The following is a 26491-nucleotide window of genomic DNA, read 5'->3' as shown; positions in this document are numbered from 1 at the left end:
CCTTAACCTATTCGCAAGTTCGAGTTGAAACGCCCCCCTGGAAACGCGGCGGCGGATCGGTCTTGTGCAATGGGGAACGACGCTGGGAAAATCTTTATGACAGAGATCCAATATGTTGCGCCGTCGACGCTCGACGAGGCAATCAGCGCTTATGCCGCGGCGGACGGTGCGGCCCGCATCCTCGCCGGCGGGACGGACCTTCTGGTGCAGATGCGCTCCGGAATGGTCAAGCCGGGCCTGATCGTCGACATCAAGAAGATCGGCGAAATGAGCGCGATCGAGGAACTGCCGGACGGCGGGTTCAGGGTCGGCGCCGCCGTCTCCGGAGCCGTGCTTGAGGAGCATCCGAAATTCGGCAAGGTCTGGCCCGGCGTTCTGGAGGGGCTGAACCTGATCGGTTCGACCCAGGTCCAGGGCCGCGCGTCGGCCGGCGGCAATCTCTGCAACGGCTCGCCCGCCGCGGACAGCGTCCCGGCGCTCGTCGCAGCCGGCGCCATCGCCAACATCAAGGGACCGAAAGGATCGCGTGAGCTCCCGGTGGAGAACGTTCCCGCGGGTCCCGGCAAGACCAATCTTGAACCCGGCGAAATCCTGGTGAGCTTCACCTTCCCGGCCCGCCCGAAAGGATCGAGCGACGCCTATCTGCGGATGATCCCGCGAACGGAGATGGACATCGCCGTGGTCGGCTGCGGGGTCAGCCTGACGATGGACGGCGACACCTGCACCGCGGCCCGGGTCAGCCTCGGCGCGGTCGCCCCCACAGTCCTGCTGGTCGAGGATGCCGCCAAGGCCCTGATCGGCAGCACGCTCGACGATGCGGCTCTCGACAAGGCGGCCGCCGCATGCAGCGCGGCCTGCAATCCGATCGACGACAAGCGCGGTACCGTCGCCTACCGGACGAAGGTGGCCGGCGTGCTGCTCAAACGCACCGCGGCGATTGCCGCCGACCGCGCCAAGGGAGGCTGAAGATCATGGCGAAGATCCATGTGACCACCACGATCAACGGCGAGCCGACGGAATTCCTCTGCGAGCCGCATCACACCATGCTCGACGTGCTACGCGACAATCTCGGCCTCACCGGCTCCAAGGAGGGCTGCGGGTCCGGAGATTGCGGCGCCTGCAGCATCACGCTCGATGACCGCCTCGTCTGTTCCTGCCTTATGCTCGCGGCCGAGGCCGAAGGGCACGAGATTGAGACCATCGAGGGCATGGCGGACGGCGACAAGCTGCACCCGCTGCAGCAGAAGTTCCTCGAGATGGCGGCCCTGCAATGCGGCATCTGCACGCCGGGCGTGCTGGTCGCGGCGGACGCGTTGCTGAAGAAAAACCCGAACCCGTCAGAAACCGAGGTCCGTTACTGGCTCGCCGGCAATCTCTGCCGCTGCACCGGCTACGACAAGATCGTCCGGGCGGTTCTCGAAACCGCCGCCGAAATGCGCGGCGCCGCGGAATAACCGCACTTCCGCCTAAAAGCCGCCGGAACGCTCGGCTTCCGGCGGCTTCTTACATCGTGATCGACGATGTCGTTTTGCGACGCAGCAATGTCGCTCCCATGATTTCCGCACCTCATCCTACCGTGCTCTGATTGAACGGTCCGGACGCGTATGGGGCCTCATGATCAGGGCCCCGGGAACCGCGCCGGCGCTGAACAAAAGGCGGGCGGCGGACGGCACGCCGTCCCCACCGCGAGGATGAGATATGAGCGCGCGCAACTACATGCTGGCCCTTCTGACCCAGCGCCAGCCGGGCTACAGCCTGGCCCAGCCCTTCTACCGCGATCCGGATATCTTCCGGCTGGATCTCGAACAGATCTGGTATCGGGAGTGGCTCTTCGCGATCCCGGCCTGCGAGCTGCCGAAAGCGGGCAGCTATGTCACCCACAAGGTGGGCGACTACCGGGTGATCATCGTGCGCGGGGCGGACAATGTGATCCGCGCCTTCCACAATACCTGCCGGCACCGCGGTTCGATCATCTGCAAGGCGGCCAAGGGCAACGCCCCGAAACTGGTCTGCCCCTATCATCAATGGACCTACGAGCTCGACGGCAAGCTGCTCTGGGCCCGCGACATGGGGCCGGATTTCGATGCGTCCAGGCACGGCCTGAAGCCGGTGCATTGCCGCGAGCTCGCCGGTCTCGTCTATATCTATCTCGCCGACGACGCGCCAGATTTCGATGCCTTCGCCGATCTCGCGCGCCCCTATCTCAAGGTGCACGATCTGGAAAACGCGAAGGTCGCGCATCAGAGCAGCATCATCGAGAACGGCAACTGGAAACTGGTCTGGGAAAACAACCGCGAATGCTACCACTGCAGCGGCAACCATCCGAGCCTCTGCCGGACCTATTCCGACGATCCTTCTCTCTCCGGCGTCAGCGGCGACAAGCCCTCGCCGAAGCTGCAGGCCCATTTCGACCGGCTTGAAGCCGCGGGCTACCCATCGACCTTTCGCATGTCCGAGAACATGCAGTACCGGCTCGCGCGGATTCCGCTACAGGAAGGCGCGGAGAGCTACACGATGGACGGCAAGCCCGCCGTCAGCCGCTTTCTCGGCCGGGTGAAGGACACCTCCGCCGGCACGCTGGTGAAATTCCATTACCCGACCACGTGGAACCATTTCCTCGCCGACCATTCCATTACCTTCCGGGTCACGCCGATCAGCCCGACCGAGACCGAGGTGACGACCACCTGGCTCGTCAACAAGGACGCTGTCGAAGGCGTCGATTACGACCTGAAGCGCCTGACCGAGGTCTGGGAAGCGACCAACGACGAGGACCGCGTCGTGGTCGAGGACAACCAGCAGGGCATCAATTCGCCGGCCTATGAGCCCGGCCCCTATTCGCCGGGCCAGGAAGACGGCGTGATCTCCTTCATCGACTGGTACTGCGCGACGATGGGCAAGCGCCTGCGTCCGTCGCTGATCGCGGCGGAGTAGGCCCGTGTCCAAACCCGCCTCCCTGCTGCGCGCCGGTATCTGGGACGACAGCGAGCCGCTCGAATGCGTATCCGTCCTCCCCGAAGTCCCGAATACGGCGACCTTCACTTTCCAGGCACCGTCCGGCGCCCTGTTCGATTTCGATCCCGGGCAATTCCTGACGCTTGAGATTCCGGTCCCGGGCGGTCCGGTTCACCGGACCTACACGATCTCTTCCTCTCCCTCCCGGCCGCGCTCGCTGACCATCACGGCGAAGGCGCAAAGCGAAAGCGTCGGCACCCGCTGGATGATCGACAACCTCCAGCCGGGCATGCGGCTCAAGGCGATCGGCCCGTCCGGCCTGTTTTCCATGGCGCAGCACCCGGCGGAGAAATACCTCTTCATTTCGGCCGGCTCCGGCATCACGCCGATGATGTCCATGGCGACCTACATGTTCGATCTCGGCACGGAACCTGACGTCGTGCTGATCAATTGCGCGCGCAAACCGTCCGAGATCATCTTTCGCGAGCGGCTTGAGCATATGGCGAGCCGGGTTCCGGGCATCGATCTGAAATTTGCCGTCGAAGAGCCGGACCGCTACCGGCCCTGGACCGGCTATCAGGGCATGTTCAATCAGCTCATGCTCGGCCTGATGTGCCCCGACTATCTGGAGCGCGAGGTCTTCTGCTGCGGACCCGAGCCCTTCATGCAGGCTGTGCGCGAGGCGCTCGCCGGCTTCGGCTACGACATGGACCGCTACCATCAGGAAAGCTTCCAGGCGCCGGCGGCCAAGGAAGAGGAAATTCCGGACTACGACGACACGGTGCCGGAGGAAGGCGCGAAGGCGGAGGTGCATTTCGCGCTCTCCGGCGTCAGCGGCACCTTCGCCGAGACCGATACGATCCTCGCCGCGGCGAAAGCCTCCGGCCTCAACATCCCGTCGGGCTGCACCTTCGGCGTCTGCGGCACCTGCAAGGTGAAGAAGCGCTCTGGCGAGGTCCATATGGTCCATAACGGCGGCATCTCCGACGACGATATCGAGGCCGGCTACATCCTCGCCTGCTGCTCGAACCCGATCGGGCAGGTCGAGATCGAGATCTAGCTTCCCCGGCGTTTCCGCCATGGAACCAGTCAGCCTGCCGGACGAGACCCGAGGTCCTCGTAGAAGCGGAGCAAATATCCGTCCGGATCGGCGACAACGAATTGCCGGTTGCCTTTCTCACTGGCGCCTACCCGGTACCACTTTTCCTCAAGCGGCAAAAACAGCGCGTAGTCCTGCGCAGCGAGGGCGTTCAAGAGTGGCTCGGTCGACGATACACGGATCTGGACGTTCAGGCCCTTGCCGAAGGGATAGGCCGTCGGAGCGTGACCGTCATCGAAGGTCCTGCCCGCACCGATCTGGTCGATCATCAGCTCCGCATCTCCCAGGGCGAGATAGCAGAACCCTTCTTCAGGCCGCTCATACCGGCACTCGAAACCGAGCAATTCGCAATAGAAGCGTTTCGAAGCCCGCCAATCCGACACGGCGAACTCCGGGACCAAAGCACAGGTCATTGCGGCCATCCTGAGACTGCCCGGACCGGCCAGAAATGTCCGGGTGTTGCACAAATAGGGACATTCCCTTCGCGCAGCCGATCTTGTCCGGAAGCGCGTTGAACGTGTACGCTTTCCTCAAGCGAAGAACAATGCGCCATCAGGCGCGTGCATACACCGGGCCAGATCGCGCCACGGACCGCAGGGAGAGGCAGCATGAACGAGATCTCGAACAAATGGATCGGCACCAGCACGATCCGTCCGGACGGCGTCGACAAGGTGGTCGGCCGCGCCCAGTACGCCGCTGACGGCAGCATGCCCGGGATGATCTGGGGCAAGGTGCTCCGCAGTCCGCATCCGCATGCCGTGATTCGCAGCATCGATACCTCGAAGGCCGAGGCCCTGCCCGGTGTGAAGGCGGTCGTCACCTCCAAGGACATCGTCGACTTTTCCGTCCACACCCCGGTGCCGCTCGGCATTCAGGACATGCGCTGGATGTGCCGCAATATCATGGCGCGTGAAAAGGCCCTGTTCCACGGCCATCCGGTCGCCGCCGTCGCCGCCATGTCGGCCGATATCGCCGCCGAGGCCTGCGAGCTGATCGAGATAGATTACGAGGTCCTGCCCTGGGCCATCGAGATCGAGGACGCGATCGCACCGGACGCCCCGATCCTGCATGACTTCATCGAATTCGAGGGCAAGCCCTCCAATATCGCCGGCACGCTTGAGCACAAACTCGGCGATATCGATTCCGGCTTCGACGATGCGGACGTCATTGTCGAGCGCAGCTACGACACCCGCCCGGTGCACCAGGGCTATATCGAGCCGCACGCCTGTCTCGTCAGCGTCGCGGCCGACGGCAAGACGACGATCTGGAGCTCCAGCCAGGGCCAGTTCATGGTCCGCGCGATGACCGCGTTCCTCACCGGCATCCCGCAAAGCGATATCCGCGCCATCCCGGCGGAGATCGGCGGCGGTTTCGGCGGCAAGACCATTATCTATCTGGAGCCGGTGGCGGCGATGCTGTCGAAGAAGTCCGGCCGGCCGGTGAAGATGGTGATGAACCGCGAAGAGGTCATGCGGGCGACCGGTCCGACCTCCGGCGCCAAGAGCACGGTGAAGATCGGTGCCAAGAAGGACGGCACCATCGTCGCCGGACAGGCGACCCACTACCTGCAGGCCGGCGCCTTCCCGGGCTCGCCGATCCGCGGCGCCTGCGGCTGCTGCTTCGCGCCCTACGACATTCCGAACGTCCATACCTTCGGTTATGACGTGGTCTCCAACCGCTCCAAGGTCGCGGCCTATCGCGCCCCTGGCTCGCCGATCGGTGCCTACGCGGTCGAGAGCACGCTGGACGAGCTTGCCGAGCAGCTCGGCATCGATCCGCTGGAACTGCGGCTGAAGAACGCCGCCAAGCAGGGCACCAAGGCCGCCCACGGCCCGGTCTATCCGGTCATGGGCTATGCCGAGACGGTCAAGGCCGCTCTGGCGCACGAGCATTACAAGGCGCCTCTCGGCAAGTTCCAGGGCCGCGGCGTTGCCAGCGGCTACTGGTTCAATGCCGGCGGCGAGTCCTCGGCCCAGGTGAACATCACCGAGGACGGAAATGTCGTGGTGACCACGGGACATCCGGATATCGGCGGCTCGCGCGCCTCCATCGCCAACATCACGGCGGAACTGCTCGGCATCGACTATCGACGGGTCTCCGTTCTGATCGGCGACACGGCGACCATCGGTTACAGCAACCTTACCGGCGGCAGCCGCGTTCTCTACGCCTCCGCCATGGTCGTCACACAGTCGACCGAAAAGGTCATCGAGACCCTGAAGGGCCTGGCCGCCAAGATCTGGGGCATCCCGGCGGACGCCGTGACCTGGTCCGGAGGCGCCGCGCGCCCCGCGGGCGACAATGCCGGCAAGTTCGAGCCGCTGACGCTGGAGGAGCTGGCCGCCAAGGCGAACATGACCGGCGGTCCGATCGGTGCCGGCGTGCAGCTCAACACCACCGGCGCCGAGGGCGGTTTCGCGACCCATGTTTGCGATGTCGAGGTCGATGTCGAGCTCGGGATCGTGCGCGTGATCCGCTACACCTCGTTCCAGGATGTCGGCAAGGCCGTGCACCCGGCCTATGTCGAGGGCCAGATGCAAGGCGGCGCCGTGCAGGGCATCGGCTGGGCGCTGAACGAGGAGTACATCTACAACAAGGATGGCAAGGTCGATAATCCGGGCTTCCTGGATTACCGCATGCCGGTCTGCTCCGACGTACCGATGCTGGACAATGTCATCATCGAGGTCCCGAACCCCCTGCATCCGCAGGGCGTGCGGGGCGTCGGCGAGGTGCCGCTGGTCCCACCGCTCGCCGCCATCCGCAACGCGGTCTACAACGCGCTCGGCATCCGCTTCTACAGCCTGCCGATGTCGCCGCCGCGGGTCCTGGAAAAGCTCGACGGCATGAAAGAGGCCGCCGAATAATCCTCGCCCCAAGGGACCGATACAAATGTCCGGAAACAACGACAAGATCACCTCGGGAGGGGTGATCTTTTCGCGTCTGAAGGATCTCGGCGTCGATTACGTATTCTGTAATTCGGGCACCGACTTTCCGCCGATCATCGAGGGGCTGGTCGCCGCCAAGGCGAAGGGCCTGCCCCTGCCCGAAGCCATCACCGTGCCGCACGAGCACGCGGCGATGAGCATGGCGCACGGTTACTACCAGATCTCCGGCAAGTGCCCGGCGGTCATGCTGCACACCAATGTCGGGCTCTCCAACGGCGTCACCGGTGCGATCAACGCCGCCTGCGCCCATGTGCCGATGCTGATGATGTCGGGCCGCACACCGGTGACCGAACATACCCGCTTCGGCGCCCGCACCGTTCCGATCGGCTGGGGACAGGAGATGCGCGATCAGGCGGCGCTGGTGCGCGAATGCTGCAAATGGGAGTTCGAGCTGAAATTCCCCGAGCAGATCGGCGAGCATCTCGACCGGGCCTACGCGATCACCAACTCGACCCCGAAGGGGCCTTCCTATCTCTCCCTGCCGCGGGAAACGCTTTGCGAGGAGATCGATCCTTCGACACTCGGCCCCGCAGGCTCCATCGCCCCCGGCCGCGTGGTGCCGGACCCGGAAAGCCTGAAACGTGCCGCTGCCGCACTGGCAGGCGCGAAGGCGCCGCTGATCGTCGCACAGCGCGGTGCCGGCGACGAGGCGAGCTTCAATCTGTTCCGGAAGCTGGTCGAGGACTGGGCGATCCCGGTCTGCTCCTACTGGGCCGTGGAACTCGCCATCGCCACCGACCATCCCTGCCATATCGGCGCGAGCCCTTCGCCCTGGATCGAGGAAGCGGACGTCATCGTTATCCTCGACAGCCTCGCGCCCTGGCAACCCGACGCGCACAAGCCGCGGGCCGATGCGACGATCATCAATATCGGCCCGGATCCCGTGTTCTCCCGGTTCCCCGTGCGCGGTTTCCGCTCCGACATCACCCTTGCCGGGGAATCCGCCGACACCATCCCCGCCCTCGCCGCCGCGCTCTCGGAGCAGGACCGCGACGAGCGCGCGCTCTCCTCGCGCCGCGAGCGGATCGCCAAGATCTCGGACGCGACACGCGCGAAGCAGGTCGAGATCGCCGGTGCAGGCAAGGGCGGCCCGATGAGCAAGCAATGGGTCAGCCACTGCCTCGGCGAGGCACTGGGCGACCGGAAATCCACCGTCTATGCCGAACTCGGCGCGATGCTAGGCTTTCTGAAGCGGCGGGAGCGCAACAGCTTCTTCCAGGAGCCCCACTCCGGCGGCCTCGGCTGGGGTTTCGGTGCCGCGCTCGGCGCCCAGCTCGCCGAGCCGGACCGAGTCGTTGTCGCGACCATGGGCGACGGTTCCTACATGTTCTCCAACCCGACGGTCTGCCACATGATCGCCGAAGGGCTGAAGCTTCCGGTGATCACGCTGGTGATGAACAACCACGAATGGGGCGCGGTCAGGCAGTCTGTGGTCGGGCTTTATCCGGACGGCCACGCCTCGAAAAGCAACGAAGTTCCGCTGACAGCGCTAACGCCAAGCCCGGATTTCGTGCAGACCGCGAAGGCCAGCAACGCCCATGCGGAGCGGGTCGAGCACGGGGACGAGCTTCCCGCCGCGCTGGAGCGCGCGATCCGCGTCGCGACGGAGGAACGCCGTCAGGTGCTGCTAGATATCCAGGTGGCGAAAGGCTGAACGGTTCCGCTTATTTGACGCGGCCTCACCGCAATTCTGGATGAATCTTCACAGCCAAAATCCCGATGGCTCTTGGTGTCGATAGCCCGAGATCGGTCAGGTAACCACTTGGCAAGCTGAACACATCGCCCCTACGCGCCGCTGTTGTAAATCTTACTCCAGGTGCATCAAGCGCGGGTTTGATGCCTCCGACTGCGGCAAGCCCCTCCTTGTTGACAAGGATGAATTCAGGATCAGCGCTGATCATGGATTCCTGGCTCATGGGCTTGAAAGAGTTGAAGTCGTCGGTGATGTTCGTTCCACCGGCGAATCTGATCAGCGCCGCGATATGCGTGTCACCTCCGGCGACAACCGTAGGCCGCCCGCCGCCAGACAACAGAAAGAGGCCACGTGGCTTCGTTGTCGTTCCCGCGACCAGAGTTTCGGCATCCCTCAACTCGCTCTTGAATGTCCCGATAACCCGCTCGGCATCTGCATCACGGCGAATCAAAGCCGCGATATCCCTCACTCTTGCCGGGATATCATCCAAAGCGACGAGTTGCTCAAAGAGCCGGACCGTAACTCCCGCCGCCTCAAGCTGCTGTTTGACGATTGGCTTTGTGCGGCGAGCGGACATGATGGCCAATGTCGGAGCCAGCGCCAGCATGCCTTCCGCTGAAGGTTGACTGTATCCGGGCAAACGGGCGGCATCTGAAATCTCGGGAATGTGGTCCGTCCCGCCTCCACGCAATACGACACTGTCCGCCTCTCCGAGAGCGACCACGATCTCGGCGAGAGAAGAGCCGATGACGATTATCCTCTGATCGGATGCTCCAGCCGGGCCGCCGAGAAACTGGATTGCGATCGCAAAGATCGCCATGCAAAGAAAACGAGTTTTCATGTCAATTCTCCACTCCAATGCGAAGACGCCGCTCTGAGCTGCCCGAAGCGGAAATCCCAAGGGACAAACCGCCTTTCGCAGTTCGATGCGCGATGGCTAGCGGAGCCAACCTCAGATGTGACCGCAAGTCGGTCTCGTGCAGATGCAGCATTCCTCGGTCGAACCGGGCTCCGCTGATCGTCCCATGCCAGGTGACACGTGCGTGCCGGCAGACGGCTTCGATTTCGAACGCGCCGCCGTCACCAAGGAAGCTCGAGATGGTCTCCTGATAAGCGCTCCCGGGGATGTGCTGTGCGTTGGCATCGTTGTTCAGCGAAACCGCAAGCGGATCGAAACCGGGTGTTGCTGCTAGCGGCCTTGGCACGCGGCTTTGGTCTTCGTTCGCAAGTTCATGACAATGGCGCCGGAGAGCGTCGAAACGGCTCTTGTGAAAGACGAATGTCTTGAAGACAGGCGCGCCTGTGGACGAAAAAAACTGGAGAGACCGCGTGTTGCCATGGTTGGGGTCGTGGTCCTCGAAGAGAAAAATCTCCGCGACAGCCCCATCGTCGATTTCAGCCGACATGTGCGATCCGGATATTCGCAAAACACCGTCGATACCAGCGGTGACCGATACATCGCCAAGCGGCATATGGACGCCGCACTCGTTCGCGAAGGCGCATAAAACGCGGCCGCAATCGGCAAGAGGCGCAAGTACGCGGATCGGATCAACTGATAGCCTCACCGCCCCGGTGCCGGCACGGGCGGCCAACAACGCCGCCTCGCTTACCCCAAGCCGTCTGGCAATGTCGGGAGCATGCAAATGCTCGCCGGTTGCTAGCAAAGCACGCCATTCTTCCAGAACCGTGCCCGGATCGACAGAACCGGGCACGGAGGTATCGCGCTGATGCTCCGACATCAGAACGAGAAATTCGTAGTCAGGTAAACATATCTACCGGCCGGGTCTTCGATTGCCCCATTCGAGGCGTAATTGACCGGCACCTGCTCGTCGAAGACGTTGTCGACACCAAAGGACACGCGCCAACGGTCGCTAACCTGATACCCAAAATTCAGGTCGAGCGTCGCGTAGTCGGAGTTGAAAGGCGAAGAACCACGCACGTTGGGATCGGGTGCATAATACTGCAGCATGGTCCGCCCCCGGACGGTCGCTGACCAGGGTCCCTCCCGGTACGTTGCGCTCGCCTTGAAGGTGTGACGAGCGCGGTCCTCAAGACGGTTCCCGTCACCATCCTCTGCATCGAGATACGCGTAGGAACCGGAAAGGGAGAGAGAATCGAAAACGAGGTAATCTCCCGCGATCTCAATACCTTGGATCGTTGCTTCGGCGATATTCTGGTACTCGATGATCGACAGTCCGCCGGCGGTCGTCTCGGAGGTTGACACCGCTTCGATCAGATTAGCGATGTCACTGTAATGGTAGATTGCTTCGATCTTGCCGCGGCCGGCACGCCAGCCCAAAGCTGCTTCGTAAGACGTGGATTCCTCAGCTTCTACATCCTCGCTGCCGCGGATGAGAAATCGTCCACGCGTAAACTCGGAGTATTGTTCAATTACGCTCGGCGCCCGGTAAGCTTGGCCGTATCCGAGACGCCAGATCAATCCGCTGCCACGAGAACCTACCGTCACACGCGGAACAGCATGCGTTCCAAAGTCGCTGAAGTGGTCCACCCGGAGCCCGGCGACAACGGAGACCCAATCGGCGGGAATCCACTCGTCTTGGAGGAAAACATGCGTGCTGTCTCTTTCCCCCGTCCGCGAGTAGATATCGATCTCGATCTCCTCACGCGTAAACCCGGATCCTGCGAGGAGCGAATGCGTTCCCCCAAAACTGTCGTCGAGTGCCAGGAAATACCTCCCCTGGGCGATCATTTCCTCATAGTCGGTACTCTCGACCGTCACCGCGCGATTTGCCGAACCGTCAGTATGCCCGTAGGACGTTTCAGCGGTTAGATAACCTGGCCCGACTTCGCCGGCATAAGAAAGAGCACTAAAGAACCGGGTCTCTTCCTCGCGTCGCGTATATGTGGAACCGCCGCTGATCCCGGTGCTCCGGTCATCCTGCTTGAAACCCTCCAGGTTCAGGGTCAACTCGTCTGTTTCTGTCGCTTGCCAGCGGCCGCGATAGGCTAGGCCATAATGTTTGATACCGTTCAAGGCATCATCGATCTCGTCGTCGAAAGTAAATGGCCGCGCATGGCGCATGTCGACGGAGACCCGATGTGAGAAATCTCCAGTTTCATGAAATGCGGTGGCGCCGGAATTCAACGTTTCCCGCCCGTCACCATCTTCAGAGAGCGAGGAGCCCGCGGTCACCCTGACGTCGCCGCCCGTACCCTCGGGATTTTTTGTAATGATATTGATCACGCCACCGGCCGCATTCGCCCCGTAGAGTGCAGACATAGGCCCTCGGATCACCTCGATCCGCTCTACGGTTTCCACGCCGATTAGATTGAGATTGTCGACACCATATTTGGCAGTTCTCGGAAGGCCATCGACCAAAATGAGGACAGACGTTCCTGCATTCGGGATTTGGCCACGGATTGTGACGTCCGAGTTTGCTCCGCTGGACCGTGCGTCGACCCCGACGGCATCGCGCAACGCTTCGATGACCGTTGCTCCAGAGTAGCGCTGGAGGTCTTCCTGAGAGATCACCTCGACACTGGCCTGAACGTCCGAGATATCTTGCTCGCGACGATTTGCGGTAACAACGATCTCGCCAAGCGTTGCCGACGCCCGAGACTGGTCCTTACCATCTGCGTTCTGTGCATGAATGGGTGATGGCCCAAATGCGATAGTCAAAGACGCGCCAAAGGCCAGCGCGCCCAGAATTGAGCTTCTCTTGAACATGATTTTCTCTTTAGAAATTAGTCAGGATGGACCCGTCCGGAGACGGATTCGAATTGGTTCAGTTCAAGAGACCGGAGGAGACCTGGGACGAGCCTGAGAATAGGGTGCAGCGATGTGCACATCGCCATCACCGGACAGTATGGCGGGTGAAATGTCGAAGCCATCGCTCGGAAGCTGCGGAACGTTTCCGAGCGCCATTGCCAGCGAAAGCAAACCGAAGTCGCAGGGTTTGTCGATTTCGGTCTCGTTCTGACCAATCTCGTCCGCAAGAAAGGCGAGCGCAGCGAGTTGGTCCGCGCTGTATTGAACGCCGCTTCCGCCGAGTGCGGAAGACGCGCCAGGCGCGCAGATAACGAATGACAAGCCGCCATCGCTTGATCGCAGATCAGGCATGAACCCGGCGGGCACAATTGACCGCAGCAGAAACGCGACAGCAATAAGTGCCGTGGCGAGTTGTCTGAACTCAGAAGATCTTGGCGCGCCCAAAACCCGACTTTCCCCCATTCCCCAATTTGCCGGATACCACAATAGGAAACAGGAGAAAACAAAGAACGGAAAACGCGCGCGCCACCCCGCGCTGTGTCTAGAGTCAGGTCTGTTGCGCGTTCCGGACCAGCGCCGCCAGCCGGAAGAATCCGTGCACCATCTTCGTGTAGGGCGCGGTTAGGAAGAAGGCGAGCACAGCCCCCAGATGAACCGGCAGCACCCATCCGACCAGCGCCGTCCCGGTCGCGGCGTAGAGCGCGAGACCGCTGGCGCCGGTGAAGGACAACAGCAACACGAAGGCCATCTCGCCGCCCCAGAGCGCGGACGCCCCGAGGTTCTTTTCGCCGCGCGTCTTCAGCACCGCCATGCCGAGCCCACCGAGGGTCAGCAGGACCCCTCCCGGAATGCCGAGCAGCTTCGGCAGGGAGAAGAGGCCGTACGGCGCCGGCATGTCGAAGACATAGTGCAGGATCGTGGCCGATCCGGTTGAGGCGAAGCAGAGCAGGAAGCCGTACATGACTGCCTGGTGGTGCCAGCGGCGGACATTGGTGTAGCGGTCTTCCTTCTCGAAATTGCAGCCGCCCGCGACACCGCCGGAAAGGTCCTTGAGACGCGCCGCCTCGCGGAACGCGCGGACGAGATACGCCAGCCGCACCGGCGCCCCGCCCACCTCGCGCCAATACGCCCGGAGCCCGAGCGCGATGGCGAGCAGCGGCAGCAGGAAAGCCGGGGTGAAAATGCCGATCATGACCGAGTGCGAAAGGAAGGCGTAGAAGCCTTCCCCGCTTTCCGGCCGGAGCGCCTGCCCCGCCCAGAAAAGAGCGGCGAAGCCGACGATCAGTGCCGCCGCGAGTGCGACGCCGCTCTTCTGGAACAGGCCCGAGAAGACACCCGGCCAGGAGAACCGCTCCCAGCTCTCCGTCCGCGCTTCGGCCAGTGCCTTGGGCAGGTTGATCTGGAACTCGTGCGGATCGGTATATTGACAGGCGTAATAGCAGCCGCGGCAATTGTGGCAAAGATTGGCGAGCTGGGTGATGTCCCCGTCGCTGAAGCTGCGCTGCAGGGTGATCGCCGGGAAGACCGAGCAATAGCCCTCGCAATAGCGGCAGGCGTTGCAGATCTCGATCTGGCGGCGCGCCTCTTCAGTCGTGGACAGTTCCGTCCGGGCCTGGTCAAGCGGCATGGGAGTTCTCCCCCCGGACCGCACCCTGCGCGGCCTGCTGGCCGGCGATGCGGCCGAACACGGTTCCGATGGTCATGCCGAAACCGGCGAGATAGCCTTCGCCGAGGATGCTGCCGGCCATGATTTCTCCCGCCGCCCAGACATTTTCCAGTTTGCGCCCATCCATGGTCACCCTTGCCGTCTCGTCCACCTTGAGGCCGAGATAGGTGAAGGTGACGCCGGGACGGAGTGAATAGCCGTAGAAGGGCGGATCGGTGATCGGACGGGCCCAGTTCGTCTTCTGCGGCTCGACGCCTTCGGTCGCAAGGCCGTCGAGTTCGGTCGGATGGAAGTTCCCCTCCCGGCAGGCGGCGTTGAAGGCGCCGACCGTCTGGCGCAGCTTCTCCGCGGGCAGTCCCATCTTCTCCGCCAGCCCTTCCAGCGTGTCCGCCTCGACCGCCGGGAAGACCGACGGCATGAAGAGATTGGCGCTCTTGCTGTCGATGATCGAATAGGCCACCTGGTCCGGCTGCGCGGCGACGAGACGGCCCCAGATCGCATAGCGCTTCGGCCAGACGTCCTCGCCCTCGTCGTAGAACCGCTCGCCGTTCTTGTTCACGACGACGGAGAACGGCACGCAGTCGAGCCGGGTGACGATGCCGCCGTCGAACTTTGGCGCCCGCCCGTCGATCGCGACGGCGTGGCACTGGGTCGGATCGCCGACGCTGTCCGCCCCCTGATCCAGCATGTCCTTCAGCACCACACCGCGATTGTAGGGCGTGCCGCGGATCAGGAAGTTCCGTGCGGCCGGACCCCACGCCCGGGCCAACCAGTCGATATCGCCCTGGAAGCCGCCGGAGGCGAGCACCACTGTGCGGCCCTCAATGCGTTGCTTCGCACCACCGGCAATCTCGACCTCGACCGCGTTGAACCGTCCGTCCTCGATCTCGACATGCGCGACCTGCGCCTCGTAGACGACCTCAATACCGAGGTCCGCGGCGGTGTTGTAATAGGCGTTCACCAGCGCCTTGCCGCCGCCCAGGAAAAAGGCGTTGGTGCGGCCGAGCGATAGCGTGCCCGAGAGCGACGGCTGGAAGCGGACGCCGTGCGCCTCCATCCAGGGCAAGCACTGTTCCGAGGTCCGAATCGCGAGCCGCGCGAGATTTTCGTCCGTATTGCCTTTTGTCACCCGGAGCAGATCGTCAAGATACTCGTCTTCCTCGTAACTGTCCGTCAGGACCGACAGCGGCCCGCGATGCATGCAGCGGAAGTTCCGTGTGTGGCGCGAATTGCCACCCCGGTAGGTCTTCGGCGCGCCCTCCAGAATGATGACGCGGCGCCCGGCCTCCGCCGCCTCGATCGCGGCGCAGAGGGCCGCATTCCCGCCGCCGACAACGACGACATCCCAAACCGTTTCAGTTAACGCGGACAGGGTATTCTCTCCTCAAACCGGACCGCTTGGCGCACCGAAAGCGCCGCCATTCGCAGCCTTCTTGACGACATTGTATACAATTGAATACCGTAGCGTCAAACCACGAAAACATCCGGGTTTTGCTCCGGCCGGCTGCCTGGCGCACCATGGTCCGCAATCCGGGAGCCAAAGGGAGCGCACGCGCCGTGTCCGCCAAGAAAACCTATGAGATTCTCGCCGAAGCCTTTCGCCAGGAGCAGGTAGAGACCTGCTTCGCCCTGCTCGGCGACGCGAACATGAACTGGGCAACCGCTCTGGCCGAACTCGGCTGCGGTTTCGTCTATGTCCGTCACGAGCATTGCGCCGTCGCCGCGGCCATGTCCTATGCCAGGGCGAAGAACACGGTCGGCGTCGCGACGGTCACCTGCGGCCCCGGCCTCACCCAGATTATGACCGCCCTGCCCGCGGCCGTGCGCGCGCATATCCCGCTCGTCGTCTTCGCTGGCGAGTCCCCACTGAAGAACCACTGGTACAATCAGGAACTCGAACAGGCGCCTTTCGTGAAGGCCGCCGGGGCCGCGTACCATGCCCTGCATCATCCGGATCGCATGCTTCGACAAGTCCGCGACGCTTTCGTCCAGGCGCAGGAGGAGATGCGGCCCGTCGTGCTCGGCGTCCCGTTCGATCTCCAGAACCGCGACTGGGCGTCGGACGGCACCTTGCCTAAACCGTCACGGGACGTGCTGCCGAAAATGCGGCCCATGCCCCCGCATCCGGATGACGTCACCGACATGGCAGCGGTGATTGCCAAAGCCCGCAAGGTTGTTGTGATGGCCGGCCTCGGCGCGACGCGCTCGGAAGGCGCAGTCGAGGCCTGCAAGGCGCTCGCCGAGCGTTGCGGCGGCCTGCTCGCCACCACCCTGCCGGCCCGCGGCCTGTTCCACGACGATCCTTTCAATCTCAGCATCGCCGGCGGCTTTTCCAGCGACGTGACACGAGAATGCTTCCAGGAGGCGGATCTGGTTGTCGCGGTCGGCGCCAGCCTCGCGAACCATAATTCATACGGCGGTACGCTCTATCCGAATGCCGAAGTGATCCGCATCGACACCAACCAGACCACCCTGACGCAAGGCCGGATCACCGCTCACCGCCACCTTCGCGGCGACGCGGGCATGAGCGTCCGCGCCCTTGTCGACGCCCTCGGCCCCCGCGACGCAAAGGCCGCGAACTGGCGCAGTCCGGAGCTGGCCGCAAAGATCCGGGATACCCCTGCGGACGGATCCGACTTCAATGTCGAGCAGGGTCTCATGGATCCGCGCGACGTCGCGAAGGCGCTGGACGACGCGCTACCGAAGACCTGGGAGGCCGTAAACTCCTCCGGACACTGCTCCTACTATTTCGCGCAGATGCCGGATCGCCCGATGGAGAACTTCCACACCATTCGAGAATTCGGAGCGATCGGCAACGGAACCTCATTCGCAATGGGCGTGGCGGCCGCGCGCCCGGAGAATCCGGTCGTGATGTTCGACGGGGACGGCAGCCTCCTCATGCATATCCAGGAACTGGAGACCATGAAGCGGCACGGCATGAAGGTGCTGATCTGCGTGATGAACGACGGCGCCTATGGCTCCGAGATCCACAAGCTGCGTTCGGAAGGTCTCGACGATTCCGGCGCTGTTTTCGGGCGCCCGGACTTTGCGGCCATCGCGCACGGCTTCGGGATCGCAGGGGAAACAGTGACCGATCTCTCCGAACTGCCGCGTCTGGTGGAAACATTCGCGGCCGGCAGCGGGCCTGCTGTCTGGGACTTCCATATCTCGGATCAGGTCCTCTCGCCGGTTATGCAGCGCGCTCATCCCCGGTAACGTCTCGACACGGCACCACATCAACCATTGCGTTAACCCCGTTTCGACCGCCGGAAGCCGCGGATTTCCGCGGCAACGGCGCCGAATGTGATAAATCGCACATAAGCCGAGTGAACCACTCAACCGAAAGACGCACGAAGAATCCATAGCCTTTCCATTGTTCAGCACAGACCCCCGGATAATCGGCGGATCCGAAAGGACAACCGCCGGGCCAGAAAGAAGGGTCTGCAATCTGACCAGAAGAGGGACGAGCTATGACGATGAGGCGTAATGTTCACCCGGTACCACCCCTAGAGCAATCGGGTTCCTGTCTACTTGCGGGCCTTGAGTTTCCCGATCGGGAATCCGGTACGGCCCTGGACCATCTCCTGTCGGATGTCCGCCAGGCGACAACGGGATTTGCCGAAGACTTCGAATTGAGAGAAGGCGTGCTAGCCGCCGAGGACATCCTTGGCCAGGCACCAATCTCGCAATCCCTGGACACGATTGATTTCGAGATCTTCAAAATTACCGAGATGGCGCGGCGCTGGATCACCGAGAACGGCCTGTCGCCTTACAAGCTCGCACTGGTAACCGGGACGTCGCCGAGCCAAGTGCACCGGGTGATGGAGCCCGGTTGGACACCGTCTCTCAAACTGGCTCGCAAGATAGCCTCCTCGCTTCCCCCCGAATGGGTCACAGACTTCGAGCAGGATTGCAACGCCTGCCTTCCACGGATGTTCTCGCTGCGGTCGTCCCCGTTCACCAACTCTGAGCCGATCAACCGGTTGATGCGGGCGATCCGTTCCGGGCCGGCCGAGAAGATTCTCTCCTGCATCAGCGAGGATAGTTTCTGCTTCAGGCACTTCCGCATGCTGTCCCGCCAGGAAGTGATGCTGCTGTCGGCCTCCAACATCCATCGCGAGCCGGCCGGTCTCGAATACGCGCCCCCCTCTCCGCGCCTGAGCTACATCCAGGGCGCGAACGCACCGGACACCCGGGCAACAAGGCTTTGGCTGCATCGCAACCCGATCAGAAGTGGAGACCGGATCAATATTTATACGATCCATATCGCCGAGGTTCATGAGCAGAACCGCTGTTTCCAGTTCTGGAAGATCGAGAATTGCGACGATCTGAGCAAACCGAGACAGCTTCAAATCCTGGACAACTATCTCGCCGAGTGCGCCTGACAGACCAATAGTCACCACTAAAAAAAGCCGGGAGGCCCGATCCGGAACGGCCTCCCAAAAGGGAAGTGATCGGAAACGACCATATGGAAAAACTGTCGCTGGTGCTGGAGCAAATCGTCTTTCTGATCGTGGTTTCGGTCATGATCGAGCGCGCTTTGACTTTCCTGTTCGATGCCCGGCCGATTCGGGACTTCGTTACAGGGAAAGGCCGCCTTCGCGCGGTCAAACCCTGGATCGCGCTGCTCACCTCGGTAGCGATCGTATTCCACTACGAGGTGGACCTGCTGAAAACCATGTTCGAGGCCCCCGGCGCCGGGGCGACGCTCGCCGGAATGGCCCTGACCAGTCTCATGGTCGCTGGCGCCAGTGCCGGAATGATCACTCTTTTTCACGACGTGTTCGGGTGGAGCAAGGATTCTCGCGAAGCCTCCCGAAGACGCCGGGAAGCCAATACGCATAGCCCGTCCTCGCAAGGGCCGGTCATGCGGCAATCAGGGTCGGCGGGCCAGTTCGGCCTATGACTACGGAACGGCGGAAGAAAAAACCACAGCCACGTAGCTGCGCAGAAAACGCAGTGCCAGGAGAGCTAGAACAACCGGGCCCGGTCGACCATGTCCCTTAACCGCGCTGCATCCCGCACTTCGATGAGTCGCCTGCCGAGCGAAAGAACGCCGTCTTCCGCCAGCCGGTTGAGTTCCCGCGTGACAGTCTCCCGCCGGGTGCTGATCCGGTCGGCTATTTCCTGGTGCGTTGGCGCGGGATTAAGCACAGCCGAAGCGTCCGCATTGTCGGAGAGCCCGGCAAGCCGCAGCAATTCCACATGCAGGCGCGATTCGACCGTAAGGGTGCTGAAATCGAATACCCGCTCGCTCAAGAGGCGGGTCTTGGCAACGACGGTTTCCAGCAGATTGAGGGCGACACGCGGCTCTGTCGCCAGAACGTCCCTAAAATCGGACGATGTCATCCGGCCGACCAAACAGTCACTGAGCGCGGTAACGCTCGCGGATCTCGGCTGGCGGTCGATTGCGGAAAACTCTCCGAAGACCTCGCCGGCCGAAATGTCGCCATACGACACAGCCTTGCCCGCGCCGGAATATCCAACGATATGCACACTGCCGGTAACGACGAGGAAAAGATCCGAGGTCCCGTCCTGCTGGCCGAGGATCTGCCGCCCTTTGGCATATCTCTGCCAGTTGCAACGATCCGCCAGTTCCTGCGCCCGCGAAGCCGGCAGGTCGCCGAAAATCGGAAAACGCCGAATCGTATCGCCGTCACTCGCTACCATTCCGTTTATCCCAAGCCGATACATTCCGGGTTCGGCCGCGTCCCGCGTCGGACAAGACCGGGCCATCGCCACGCCGAACGGACCGGCGGACACATGCCGCGCGACCGGGCAATCTGCCGGTGCGGCTGACAATGACAACCGGATCCGGATTGTACTTTTTGTTCTACACCCCAGACCAACGCTATTACAGTATTCTGACTTAAGTAATTTTCCACGCGAAATCGCTCGATACCCAGCAGCATTGCTGTACGGTAACGTTAATTTTAGCCGTTTTAAGAAAACAACGACGTCTTTTCGGTCCGACATGACACCGCCCAGCATCGCGGCGCTAAGCGCTCTCGACAGCATCGGCTTCGTCAGCCGCTCGGTGCTGGTCGCCGATATGGCGGACTCAGTCCGGCTGATAGCGAAGGACGAACAGAGCGTCATCGAACGGTGGATCCGGCTGGTCGATACCGTCGAGAACCAGATTCTTCCGCGGACCTCCGGACGCATGGTGAAGAGCCTGGGCGACGGATTCCTCGTGGAATTCGAGGATGCGAGGTCGGCGGTAGCAGCCGCGCTCGGCATCCAAAGCATGTTCCAAACACTGGAAACCAGCCAACCGGACGAACAGAAGATCCGCCTCAGAATCGGCATCGAGGTCGGGGAAGTCATCTCCGGCGCCCGGGACGTCTACGGCCACAAGGTCAATGTTGCGGCCCGGCTCGGCGGACTCGCCCGGCCCGGCGAGATCGTCGTTTCCGCCGCCGTGCGGGATCGGCTGGCGCTGGATATCGATTGCGATATCGAAGATATGGGGCCGTGCTATCTGAAGAACCTCGACGACCCGGTCAGGTCCTTCCGCCTCAGCCCGCCGAACCTCGAAAGGATGCTGCCGAGTGCGATGAATTTGGCGCATCTGCAGCCGACCATCGCCGTCATTCCTTTTTCCTGTCCCTATCGGGAACCGGAACGGCAGATCATCGGCGAGGTTCTGGCGGACACGATCATCGAGCCGCTCTCGCGCTCCATGTTCACCAATGTCATATCCCGCCTGTCGACCAGCGCGTTCCGCAACCGGACGGCGAGCATCAAGGAGATCTGCGGCCAGCTCGGCGCGAACTATGTGCTTTCCGGAAGCTACATGCTGGATGGAGACACGGTTCACCTTCAGACGGAACTGGCCGACGGCGGATCCGGCAACGTGATCCGGGCGGAGCCGCTCAACATCTCTCTGATTGGCCCGGCAGAACTGCGGGCGGAGATCGTCGACCGCTTCATCGAGACGATCGGCATGTCGATCGCCTCGCAGGAAGTGCGCCGAGCCCGTGTCGCGGCATTGCCGACGCTGGAAACGCACACCCTGCTGATTGCGGCCATCACCCTGATGCACCGCAATACGGTCGACGATTTCACCCTGGCCCGCGATCTCCTCGCGGAGATCGTAAACCGTACGCCGCGCCACCCGGTGCCGCATGCCCATATCGCGCATTGGCTCGTCCTTCGCGCGCAGCAGGGATGGTCTCCGGACCTCACGCGGGACGGCGACGTCGCGCTCGACCACACGAGACGTGCGCTGGACACCGATCCCGACTCGTCCCTCGCGCTGACTGTCGAAGGTCTGGTGACCACGCATTTCCTGAAGCGCTTCGATGTCGCGGAAGACCGCTACGAGATGGCGGTGCGCGCCAATCCGAATTCCTCGCTCGCATGGTTGCTGAAGGGAGCCCTTCACGCCTTCGTCGATCAGGGCGATGTCGCCGTGGAGAGCACGAGCCGGGCGCTCGCCCTCTCGCCGCTGGACCCGCAGCGCTACTACTACGATTCCCTTGCCGCGACGGCCTGCCTCGCCGACGGCAAGAACGAGCAGTCCCTGGAACTGGCGGACCGGTCGCTGCGTGCCAACAAGCAGCATACCTCGACCCTCCGCGTGAAACTCGCCGCGGAATGGCGGCTTGAGAAATTCGAGCAGGCGAAGCAGACCGCTTTGCTGCTGCAGAACAGCGAGCCGGGCCTCACGGTCTCCGGCTGGCTCGACCGGACGCCGGCCGCGTCCTACAGCCTCGGCGAGGAGTTCGCCGACATCATGCGAAAGGTCGGCATACCGGAATCCTGAACATCCTATCCATACGCACATCACCGAAGGGGGAGTACGGAGATGACAATGAGCGGATTGAGTGGACTGAGCGGCCTCAGTGGTTTGAGCGGACTCAGTGGATTGAGCGGTCTTAGCGGACTGAGTGGCCTCAGTGGGCTGAGCGGCCTCAGCGGATTGAGCGGTCTATCCGGTCTCGGCGGCGCCCAGCTCGTCGTGCCGGGACCGCTGATCAGCAATCAGGACGGCATCGCCGGAACCTGGGCGCCGCCGCCGCCGCCGAAACCGCTGAAGGCGGGCGATCTCAAAAATCTCGAACTCTGGTCACCGGTGGTCCGTGCCACGCTCTACCATTTCGAGGTCTTCTCGCGCCTCGGCGCCGAGCTGGACACCAGCGGCAAAGCACCGGCGGTCAATATCTATCACCTGGAAACCAAGTCCCAGGCAGGCAAGCCGCCGAAAGCGGACTATCACCCGCTGATCAAGCTGAGCCGTCCCGATATCAAGACCTTTAAGGAGCAGCTCGAATTCATCCACGGCTATGAGGAGCTTCGGGTCGACCGGGCGCCCGAGATCGTCGCCCAACTCGGCGTGCCGATGATGTTCTACAGCTCGATCGCGTTCCTAGATCAGGCGCGTACGCCCTGGACCATTGAACTGATTTTCGTCGCCCTGCGCCTGGCCTACGAAATGGTCATGCAGGTCAAGAACGGCCTCGCCTGCAAGCGGCCGATCGAATTCTCGCCGCAGATCCAGCCGATCATCCCAACGCCGGATCACGGTACCCTGCCGAGCGGCCATGCGACCGAAGGTTCGATCTTCGCCTATGTCCTCTGGCGCCTGATGAAGGAATCCGGCAGCGCGACCTACAAGGATATCGGCCTATACGAACAGCTGATGCGGCAGGCGGAACGGATCGCCATCAACCGCACCGTCGCCGGCGTACACTTCCCGGCGGACAGCGCGGCCGGCGCCATTCTCGGTATCCAGCTCGGCCAGTACCTGGTCGCCCGCTGCACGGACGAGAAAAAGATCAGCAATTGGCAGTTCGACGGCGAGAAGTATCCGGGAGATCAGGACTTCTCCATCTGGAACGTCGTCAGGGGCGACAAAGCGAATGCCGGGGAGCTCATACCGACTCCCTATTCGGGGAAACAGAGCGGCACGCAGACAAAACTCGGCGAGTCATCCGCGACCCTCAGCTGGCTCTGGAAAAAAGCGCTGGACGAGTGGAAGTGAGTCCGGCCGCCGCCACCGTGCACAAACTCGCACGGCGGCGGTGACGCTTATCGAGCCAGAGGGATGGCCGCCGGCGGACGCCGGCGCGCAGACGAAGGAGCGCCCCGATGAAATGGAAAGAGAGAAAGACGTCCGGACCGGACGGATATTTCGACTGGCTGAACGGTCCGGCGAAGAAATTCGCGACCGAATACCAGCCATACGACCTGAAGATCTTGGACTCGGCCGGAAACACTATTTTCGACGAGAGGGTGATGGCCCAGAAGCTGCCGTCGGACGCGGTGGAGCCAGCGCCGCTTCTGAAGGTCAAGAAACAGCCGCCGCTCAGACTCGGTAACAACCCGGTCGTGATAGGAGTCATCGACGAGGGCCTCGCAATCGGTCATGACCGCTTCCGGTCGGCCGACGGCACCTCTCGGATCGCCTATACCTGGCTGCAGGACCGCGCAGTCATCGCGTCGACCTATTTCGCAGGATCGCATCCCTCGAGCGCCTTGCCGCTCTACGGCCGGGAACTCTCGAAACATGGCTTCAGGGCCGCCGGAAAAGGTTCCGATCTTCCCGGCATCGATGACTTCCTGAAAGCCCATACACGGAACGGCCAGCTCGACGAGACCGCGTTCTATCAGGCGATCGGGCAGATCGACTTCAGGCGGCCGAAGCAGCACAACGCCGTCGCCCAGCGGATCGCCCACGGGACCAGCACCATGGATCTCGCGGGCGGCTACGATCCGTCGGAGAACCGGACCGACCGGCCGATCATCTGCGTGCAGTTGCCGAGCGCAACAGTCGCGGACACTTCGGGGGTCGGTCTTGAGAAATATGTGCTGGAGGCCGTGTCCTACATTCTCCAGCGCGCCGCGGATCTCGCGAACGATCCCCAGAAGCCGCTTCCGGTCGTGATCAACTTCAGTTCCGGCATGCGCGCCGGCCCACATAACGGAACCTCTGTGATCGAGGCCGTCCTGGACAAGCTGATCGAAAATCGGCGCAGCACCGTCAAGGCGCCGACCGACATGGTGCTTCCGGCCGGCAACAGCCTGCTGATTCAGAGCCATGCCCATTTCGAGCTCAAGTCGCACGGGCAGAAGAAGGCCGAACAAAGCGTGCAATGGCGCATCATCCCGGACGACAAGACCTTCAGCTATCTCGAACTCTGGATGCCGGACGCGTCGGCTGCCGGCTGCGGAGGTCCTGAAATCGCCCTGACCCTCACCCCACCGAACGGTATGGGGCCGCTCAGCCCCGTGCTGACGAACACAAAAGACAAGTGGACGATGGAGTGGAGCACAGATGGCGGAGACGTCGTCGCGGCGGCCTATTACGACCGTCAGGAGCTTATCGACCAACCACTTGGCGCGCCACGGAACGGCCGCATGCTCATCGCTTTGCTACCGACCTTCTATCACAATGCCCCGGGAGCACTTTCGCCGTCCGGCGACTGGACCGTCACACTGACCAACAAATCCCCGCAAGCCCAGACCGTCGACGGCTGGGTGCAGTGGGACACCCCGCCGATCGGCTACGAGCGCGAAGGCCGGCAGTCCTATCTCTGGGACAAGGAATACCGGGTCTATGTGGAGCGCAATCTCTACCCGAAAGAGCCGATGACGCCGATCGGAAGCCTTAAGGAGACGGACGACGCGGACAGCGTGGTGAAACGCGCCTCGACGATCAACGCGATCGCCGGGGGCAAAACGCCCGTCGTTGCCGCCGCCAATGTCTGGCAGACCATGAAGCCGACGCCCTATTCGTCAAGCGGACCTCTTCTGCCAAGACCGGGCCAGTCCAAGCCCGCCGAGTTCGCGCCCTGGGCGATGCAAACGGCCGACATCTCGGTCGCCTGCCCCGGCGTTCTGAGTGCGGGGACCGCAAACGGATCTGTCGTGAGCCTGAACGGAACCAGCGTGTCCTCTCCACAGGTCGCGCGTTTGGTTGCGGATTACGTCGCCGATTGGAAGCCGGGCTTGCCGCTTCCGGACAGCAAGGCCTATGTCAAAAAAGCGGCCAAAAAGGCAGAAAAGAAAAACCCCGACTGGCCGTCGGAGACGCCCGAACGGATCGGGCATGGTCGCACGGATCTGACGACGCCGCGCGACGGCCTGCGGATCAGCCAGATCTATCCGCAGACGACGCACAATTCTTGACCGGCCGGCCGTCCACATAGGTTTCGGCCACCGCCCGGTCATCGCCAAGGGTCTGCAGGAGGAAAAGCTCCTCCTGCAGGCTTTTCACCCGTTCCATCCGAAGCGCCATGACCGGAGTGGCCCGGCTGTCCAGCACGGCGATATCCGCATTGCTCCCGGGTGCCAGCGTCCCGATCCGGTCCTCCAACGAGAGCGCATGAGCATTTCCGAGGGTCGCCCAGTAGAAGCTGTGCAGCGGGTCCATGCGCTGGCCCCTGAGCGCCAGCACCTTGTAGCCTTCGTCCAGTGTCCGCAGCATCGAGTAGTTGGTGCCGCCGCCGACATCGGTCGCGATCGCGCGGCGCACTCCATCGGCCCGAAGTCCCGCCTCGTCATAGAGACCGCTGCCGAGGAAGAGGTTCGAGGTCGGGCAGAAGACGGCGACCGAGTCCGTCTCCGCCATCCGCTTCTGCTCGCGCTTTGTGAGATGAATCGCATGGCCGAAAAGGCTCTTCGCGCCGAGCAGGCCATAGCTCTCGTAGACGTCGAAATAGTCCCGCGCGCCGGGGTATAGCTGGCGCGTCAATTCGATTTCCGCCTTGTTCTCGGAGAGATGGGTCTGCAGGTAGCAATCCGGATGCTCGCGCACCAGCGCCTCGGCCATCTCGAGCTGCTCCGGCGTCGAGGTAATGGCGAAGCGCGGGGTGATGGCATAGAGCGCCCGTCCCCGCCCGTGCCATTTGCCGATGAGCGCCTTGCTGTCGTCGTAGGAGCTCTCAGGCGTGTCGAGCAGGCCCTTCGGCGCGTTCCGGTCCATCATCACCTTGCCGGCGATCATCGCCATGTTCCGGCGCTCCGCCTCGGTGAAGAAGGCCTCTGCCGACTGCGGATGGACGGTGCAGTAGACCGCCGCCGTTGTAGTGCCGTGCGCCGCCAGCGTGTCGAGGAAATGGCCCGCAATTGTCGCCGCATGCTCCGGGTCGGAGAACCGCGTTTCCTCCGGAAAGGTGTATTTCTCCAGCCAGTCGAGCAGGGTCGCGCCCCAGGACGCGATCACCTGCATCTGCGGGAAATGCGCGTGGGTGTCGATGAAGCCCGGCACGATCAGGTGCGGGCGGTGGTCTACGACGGTCGCCCCCTCACCCGCCTTCGGATCGAACGCGCCGACGGACACGATCTTCCCGCCCGCGATGTGCACCGCGCCGTCCTCGATATAGAGGAAGCTGTCCATGTCGTCGTAATGCGCCGGCTCGGAGCGGAAGCTCAACACCCGCCCGCGAAGGATGGTCTCGGTCAT

The 26491-nt window shown here is 62.8% G+C and carries 21 protein-coding genes; 12 read left to right on the top strand and 9 right to left on the bottom strand.

The genetic code is table 11. The features are described from left to right. Positions 1 to 96: 96 nt before the first annotated feature. The 4 genes from NUH88_RS17770 (at position 97) to NUH88_RS17755 (ending at position 4012) form a co-directional block, all read left to right on the top strand. Positions 97 to 966 (top strand): FAD binding domain-containing protein, encoded by an 870-nt coding sequence (locus tag NUH88_RS17770; protein WP_257767784.1) that lies wholly within the window; start codon positions 97 to 99, stop codon positions 964 to 966. Positions 967 to 971: 5 nt separating this feature from the next. Continuing rightward, entirely contained in the window at positions 972 to 1454 is a 483-nt protein-coding gene (locus NUH88_RS17765) for a (2Fe-2S)-binding protein (RefSeq protein WP_257767783.1), read from the top strand. A 244-nt stretch (positions 1455 to 1698) separates the two neighbouring features. Continuing rightward, on the top strand, positions 1699 to 2931 hold the full coding sequence (locus NUH88_RS17760) for an aromatic ring-hydroxylating oxygenase subunit alpha (protein WP_257767781.1): 1233 nt from the start codon (positions 1699 to 1701) through the stop codon (positions 2929 to 2931). Positions 2932 to 2935: 4 nt separating this feature from the next. Next, positions 2936 to 4012, top strand: coding sequence for an FAD-binding oxidoreductase (locus tag NUH88_RS17755; protein ID WP_308220072.1), 1077 nt, complete (start codon positions 2936 to 2938; stop codon positions 4010 to 4012). 29 nt (positions 4013 to 4041) lie between these two features. On the opposite strand, the gene NUH88_RS17750 is transcribed toward NUH88_RS17755, so the two are convergent. Further along, entirely contained in the window at positions 4042 to 4464 is a 423-nt protein-coding gene (locus NUH88_RS17750; protein ID WP_257767780.1) for a bleomycin resistance protein, read from the bottom strand. Between the two features lie 195 nt (positions 4465 to 4659). On the opposite strand from NUH88_RS17750, the gene NUH88_RS17745 reads away from it, so the two are divergent. Together NUH88_RS17745 and NUH88_RS17740 are read left to right on the top strand one after the other, a co-directional pair. Continuing rightward, positions 4660 to 6912: a xanthine dehydrogenase family protein molybdopterin-binding subunit gene (locus NUH88_RS17745; RefSeq protein WP_257767779.1), complete on the top strand. Its 2253-nt coding sequence runs from the start codon at positions 4660 to 4662 to the stop codon at positions 6910 to 6912. Positions 6913 to 6937: 25 nt separating this feature from the next. Then, the gene (locus NUH88_RS17740) at positions 6938 to 8647 is read left to right on the top strand and encodes a thiamine pyrophosphate-requiring protein (RefSeq protein WP_257767777.1); all 1710 of its coding nucleotides are present in this window, start codon (positions 6938 to 6940) and stop codon (positions 8645 to 8647) included. A 25-nt stretch (positions 8648 to 8672) separates the two neighbouring features. Here the strand turns inward: NUH88_RS17740 and NUH88_RS17735 are convergent, their stop codons facing one another. The 6 genes from NUH88_RS17735 to tcuA form a co-directional block, all read right to left on the bottom strand. After that, positions 8673 to 9527, bottom strand: a complete 855-nt coding sequence (locus tag NUH88_RS17735; protein ID WP_257767775.1) for a heme/hemin ABC transporter substrate-binding protein — start codon at positions 9525 to 9527, stop codon at positions 8673 to 8675. A 1-nt stretch (position 9528) separates the two neighbouring features. Then, positions 9529 to 10425: a ChuX/HutX family heme-like substrate-binding protein gene (locus tag NUH88_RS17730; RefSeq protein ID WP_257767774.1), complete on the bottom strand. Its 897-nt coding sequence runs from the start codon at positions 10423 to 10425 to the stop codon at positions 9529 to 9531. Continuing rightward, complete coding sequence (locus NUH88_RS17725) at positions 10425 to 12374, bottom strand: TonB-dependent receptor plug domain-containing protein (protein WP_257767773.1); 1950 nt, start codon at positions 12372 to 12374, stop codon at positions 10425 to 10427. Before NUH88_RS17725 ends, NUH88_RS17730 begins: the two co-directional genes overlap by 1 nt. A 63-nt stretch (positions 12375 to 12437) precedes the next feature. Next, complete coding sequence (locus NUH88_RS17720; RefSeq protein ID WP_257767771.1) at positions 12438 to 12860, bottom strand: hypothetical protein; 423 nt, start codon at positions 12858 to 12860, stop codon at positions 12438 to 12440. A gap of 103 nt (positions 12861 to 12963) precedes the next feature. Next, a complete protein-coding gene (tcuB, locus tag NUH88_RS17715) occupies positions 12964 to 14043 on the bottom strand; it encodes a tricarballylate utilization 4Fe-4S protein TcuB (protein WP_257767769.1) in 1080 nt (359 codons plus the stop codon). Beyond that, complete coding sequence (tcuA, locus tag NUH88_RS17710) at positions 14033 to 15454, bottom strand: FAD-dependent tricarballylate dehydrogenase TcuA (RefSeq protein WP_257772250.1); 1422 nt, start codon at positions 15452 to 15454, stop codon at positions 14033 to 14035. The genes tcuB and tcuA overlap by 11 nt, the downstream gene beginning before the upstream one ends. A 185-nt stretch (positions 15455 to 15639) precedes the next feature. Here tcuA and NUH88_RS17705 point away from each other — a divergent pair, with 185 nt between their 5' ends. From NUH88_RS17705 to NUH88_RS17695, 3 genes are all read left to right on the top strand, one after another. Next, positions 15640 to 17298 carry a thiamine pyrophosphate-binding protein gene (locus NUH88_RS17705; protein ID WP_257767768.1) on the top strand — a complete coding sequence of 553 codons (1659 nt, stop codon included), beginning with the start codon at positions 15640 to 15642 and terminating at the stop codon, positions 17296 to 17298. Between the two features lie 260 nt (positions 17299 to 17558). Beyond that, complete coding sequence (locus NUH88_RS17700; protein ID WP_257767767.1) at positions 17559 to 18467, top strand: hypothetical protein; 909 nt, start codon at positions 17559 to 17561, stop codon at positions 18465 to 18467. An 83-nt stretch (positions 18468 to 18550) separates the two neighbouring features. Continuing rightward, a complete protein-coding gene (locus NUH88_RS17695; protein WP_257767766.1) occupies positions 18551 to 18988 on the top strand; it encodes a hypothetical protein in 438 nt (145 codons plus the stop codon). A gap of 65 nt (positions 18989 to 19053) precedes the next feature. On the opposite strand, the gene NUH88_RS17690 is transcribed toward NUH88_RS17695, so the two are convergent. Beyond that, complete coding sequence (locus NUH88_RS17690) at positions 19054 to 19752, bottom strand: Crp/Fnr family transcriptional regulator (protein ID WP_257767765.1); 699 nt, start codon at positions 19750 to 19752, stop codon at positions 19054 to 19056. Between the two features lie 304 nt (positions 19753 to 20056). Between NUH88_RS17690 and NUH88_RS17685 the strand changes: the two genes are divergently transcribed. The 3 genes from NUH88_RS17685 to NUH88_RS17675 all read left to right on the top strand — a co-directional run bounded on the left by NUH88_RS17685 (position 20057) and on the right by NUH88_RS17675 (position 25215). After that, the gene (locus NUH88_RS17685) at positions 20057 to 21850 is read left to right on the top strand and encodes an adenylate/guanylate cyclase domain-containing protein (protein ID WP_257767763.1); all 1794 of its coding nucleotides are present in this window, start codon (positions 20057 to 20059) and stop codon (positions 21848 to 21850) included. 48 nt (positions 21851 to 21898) lie between these two features. Continuing rightward, complete coding sequence (locus NUH88_RS17680) at positions 21899 to 23068, top strand: phosphatase PAP2 family protein (RefSeq protein ID WP_257767761.1); 1170 nt, start codon at positions 21899 to 21901, stop codon at positions 23066 to 23068. A 107-nt stretch (positions 23069 to 23175) separates the two neighbouring features. Then, positions 23176 to 25215 (top strand): S8/S53 family peptidase, encoded by a 2040-nt coding sequence (locus tag NUH88_RS17675; protein ID WP_257767759.1) that lies wholly within the window; start codon positions 23176 to 23178, stop codon positions 25213 to 25215. On the opposite strand, the gene guaD is transcribed toward NUH88_RS17675, so the two are convergent. Next, positions 25178 to 26491 (bottom strand): guanine deaminase, encoded by a 1314-nt coding sequence (gene guaD, locus NUH88_RS17670; protein ID WP_257767757.1) that lies wholly within the window; start codon positions 26489 to 26491, stop codon positions 25178 to 25180. The genes NUH88_RS17675 and guaD overlap by 38 nt on opposite strands.

Origin of the sequence: Nisaea acidiphila, from assembly GCF_024662015.1 — a bacterium.
Classification (GTDB): Bacteria; Pseudomonadota; Alphaproteobacteria; order Thalassobaculales; family Thalassobaculaceae; genus Nisaea; species Nisaea acidiphila.
Note: the sequence above shows the minus strand (reverse complement) of the source record. Positions and strands in the feature narration are given on the sequence as shown.

Coding starts and splice junctions, on each gene's coding strand:
- NUH88_RS17770 (WP_257767784.1), top strand. CDS start 97: ATGACAGAGATCCAATATGTTGCGCCGTCGACGCTCGACGAGGCAATC.
- NUH88_RS17765 (WP_257767783.1), top strand. CDS start 972: ATGGCGAAGATCCATGTGACCACCACGATCAACGGCGAGCCGACGGAA.
- NUH88_RS17760 (WP_257767781.1), top strand. CDS start 1,699: ATGAGCGCGCGCAACTACATGCTGGCCCTTCTGACCCAGCGCCAGCCG.
- NUH88_RS17750 (WP_257767780.1), bottom strand. CDS start 4,464: ATGACCTGTGCTTTGGTCCCGGAGTTCGCCGTGTCGGATTGGCGGGCT.
- NUH88_RS17745 (WP_257767779.1), top strand. CDS start 4,660: ATGAACGAGATCTCGAACAAATGGATCGGCACCAGCACGATCCGTCCG.
- NUH88_RS17740 (WP_257767777.1), top strand. CDS start 6,938: ATGTCCGGAAACAACGACAAGATCACCTCGGGAGGGGTGATCTTTTCG.
- NUH88_RS17735 (WP_257767775.1), bottom strand. CDS start 9,527: ATGAAAACTCGTTTTCTTTGCATGGCGATCTTTGCGATCGCAATCCAG.
- NUH88_RS17730 (WP_257767774.1), bottom strand. CDS start 10,425: ATGTCGGAGCATCAGCGCGATACCTCCGTGCCCGGTTCTGTCGATCCG.
- NUH88_RS17725 (WP_257767773.1), bottom strand. CDS start 12,374: ATGTTCAAGAGAAGCTCAATTCTGGGCGCGCTGGCCTTTGGCGCGTCT.
- tcuB (WP_257767769.1), bottom strand. CDS start 14,043: ATGCCGCTTGACCAGGCCCGGACGGAACTGTCCACGACTGAAGAGGCG.
- NUH88_RS17700 (WP_257767767.1), top strand. CDS start 17,559: ATGAGGCGTAATGTTCACCCGGTACCACCCCTAGAGCAATCGGGTTCC.
- NUH88_RS17695 (WP_257767766.1), top strand. CDS start 18,551: ATGGAAAAACTGTCGCTGGTGCTGGAGCAAATCGTCTTTCTGATCGTG.
- NUH88_RS17690 (WP_257767765.1), bottom strand. CDS start 19,752: ATGGTAGCGAGTGACGGCGATACGATTCGGCGTTTTCCGATTTTCGGC.
- NUH88_RS17685 (WP_257767763.1), top strand. CDS start 20,057: ATGACACCGCCCAGCATCGCGGCGCTAAGCGCTCTCGACAGCATCGGC.
- NUH88_RS17680 (WP_257767761.1), top strand. CDS start 21,899: ATGAGCGGATTGAGTGGACTGAGCGGCCTCAGTGGTTTGAGCGGACTC.
- NUH88_RS17675 (WP_257767759.1), top strand. CDS start 23,176: ATGAAATGGAAAGAGAGAAAGACGTCCGGACCGGACGGATATTTCGAC.
- guaD (WP_257767757.1), bottom strand. CDS start 26,491: ATGACCGAGACCATCCTTCGCGGGCGGGTGTTGAGCTTCCGCTCCGAG.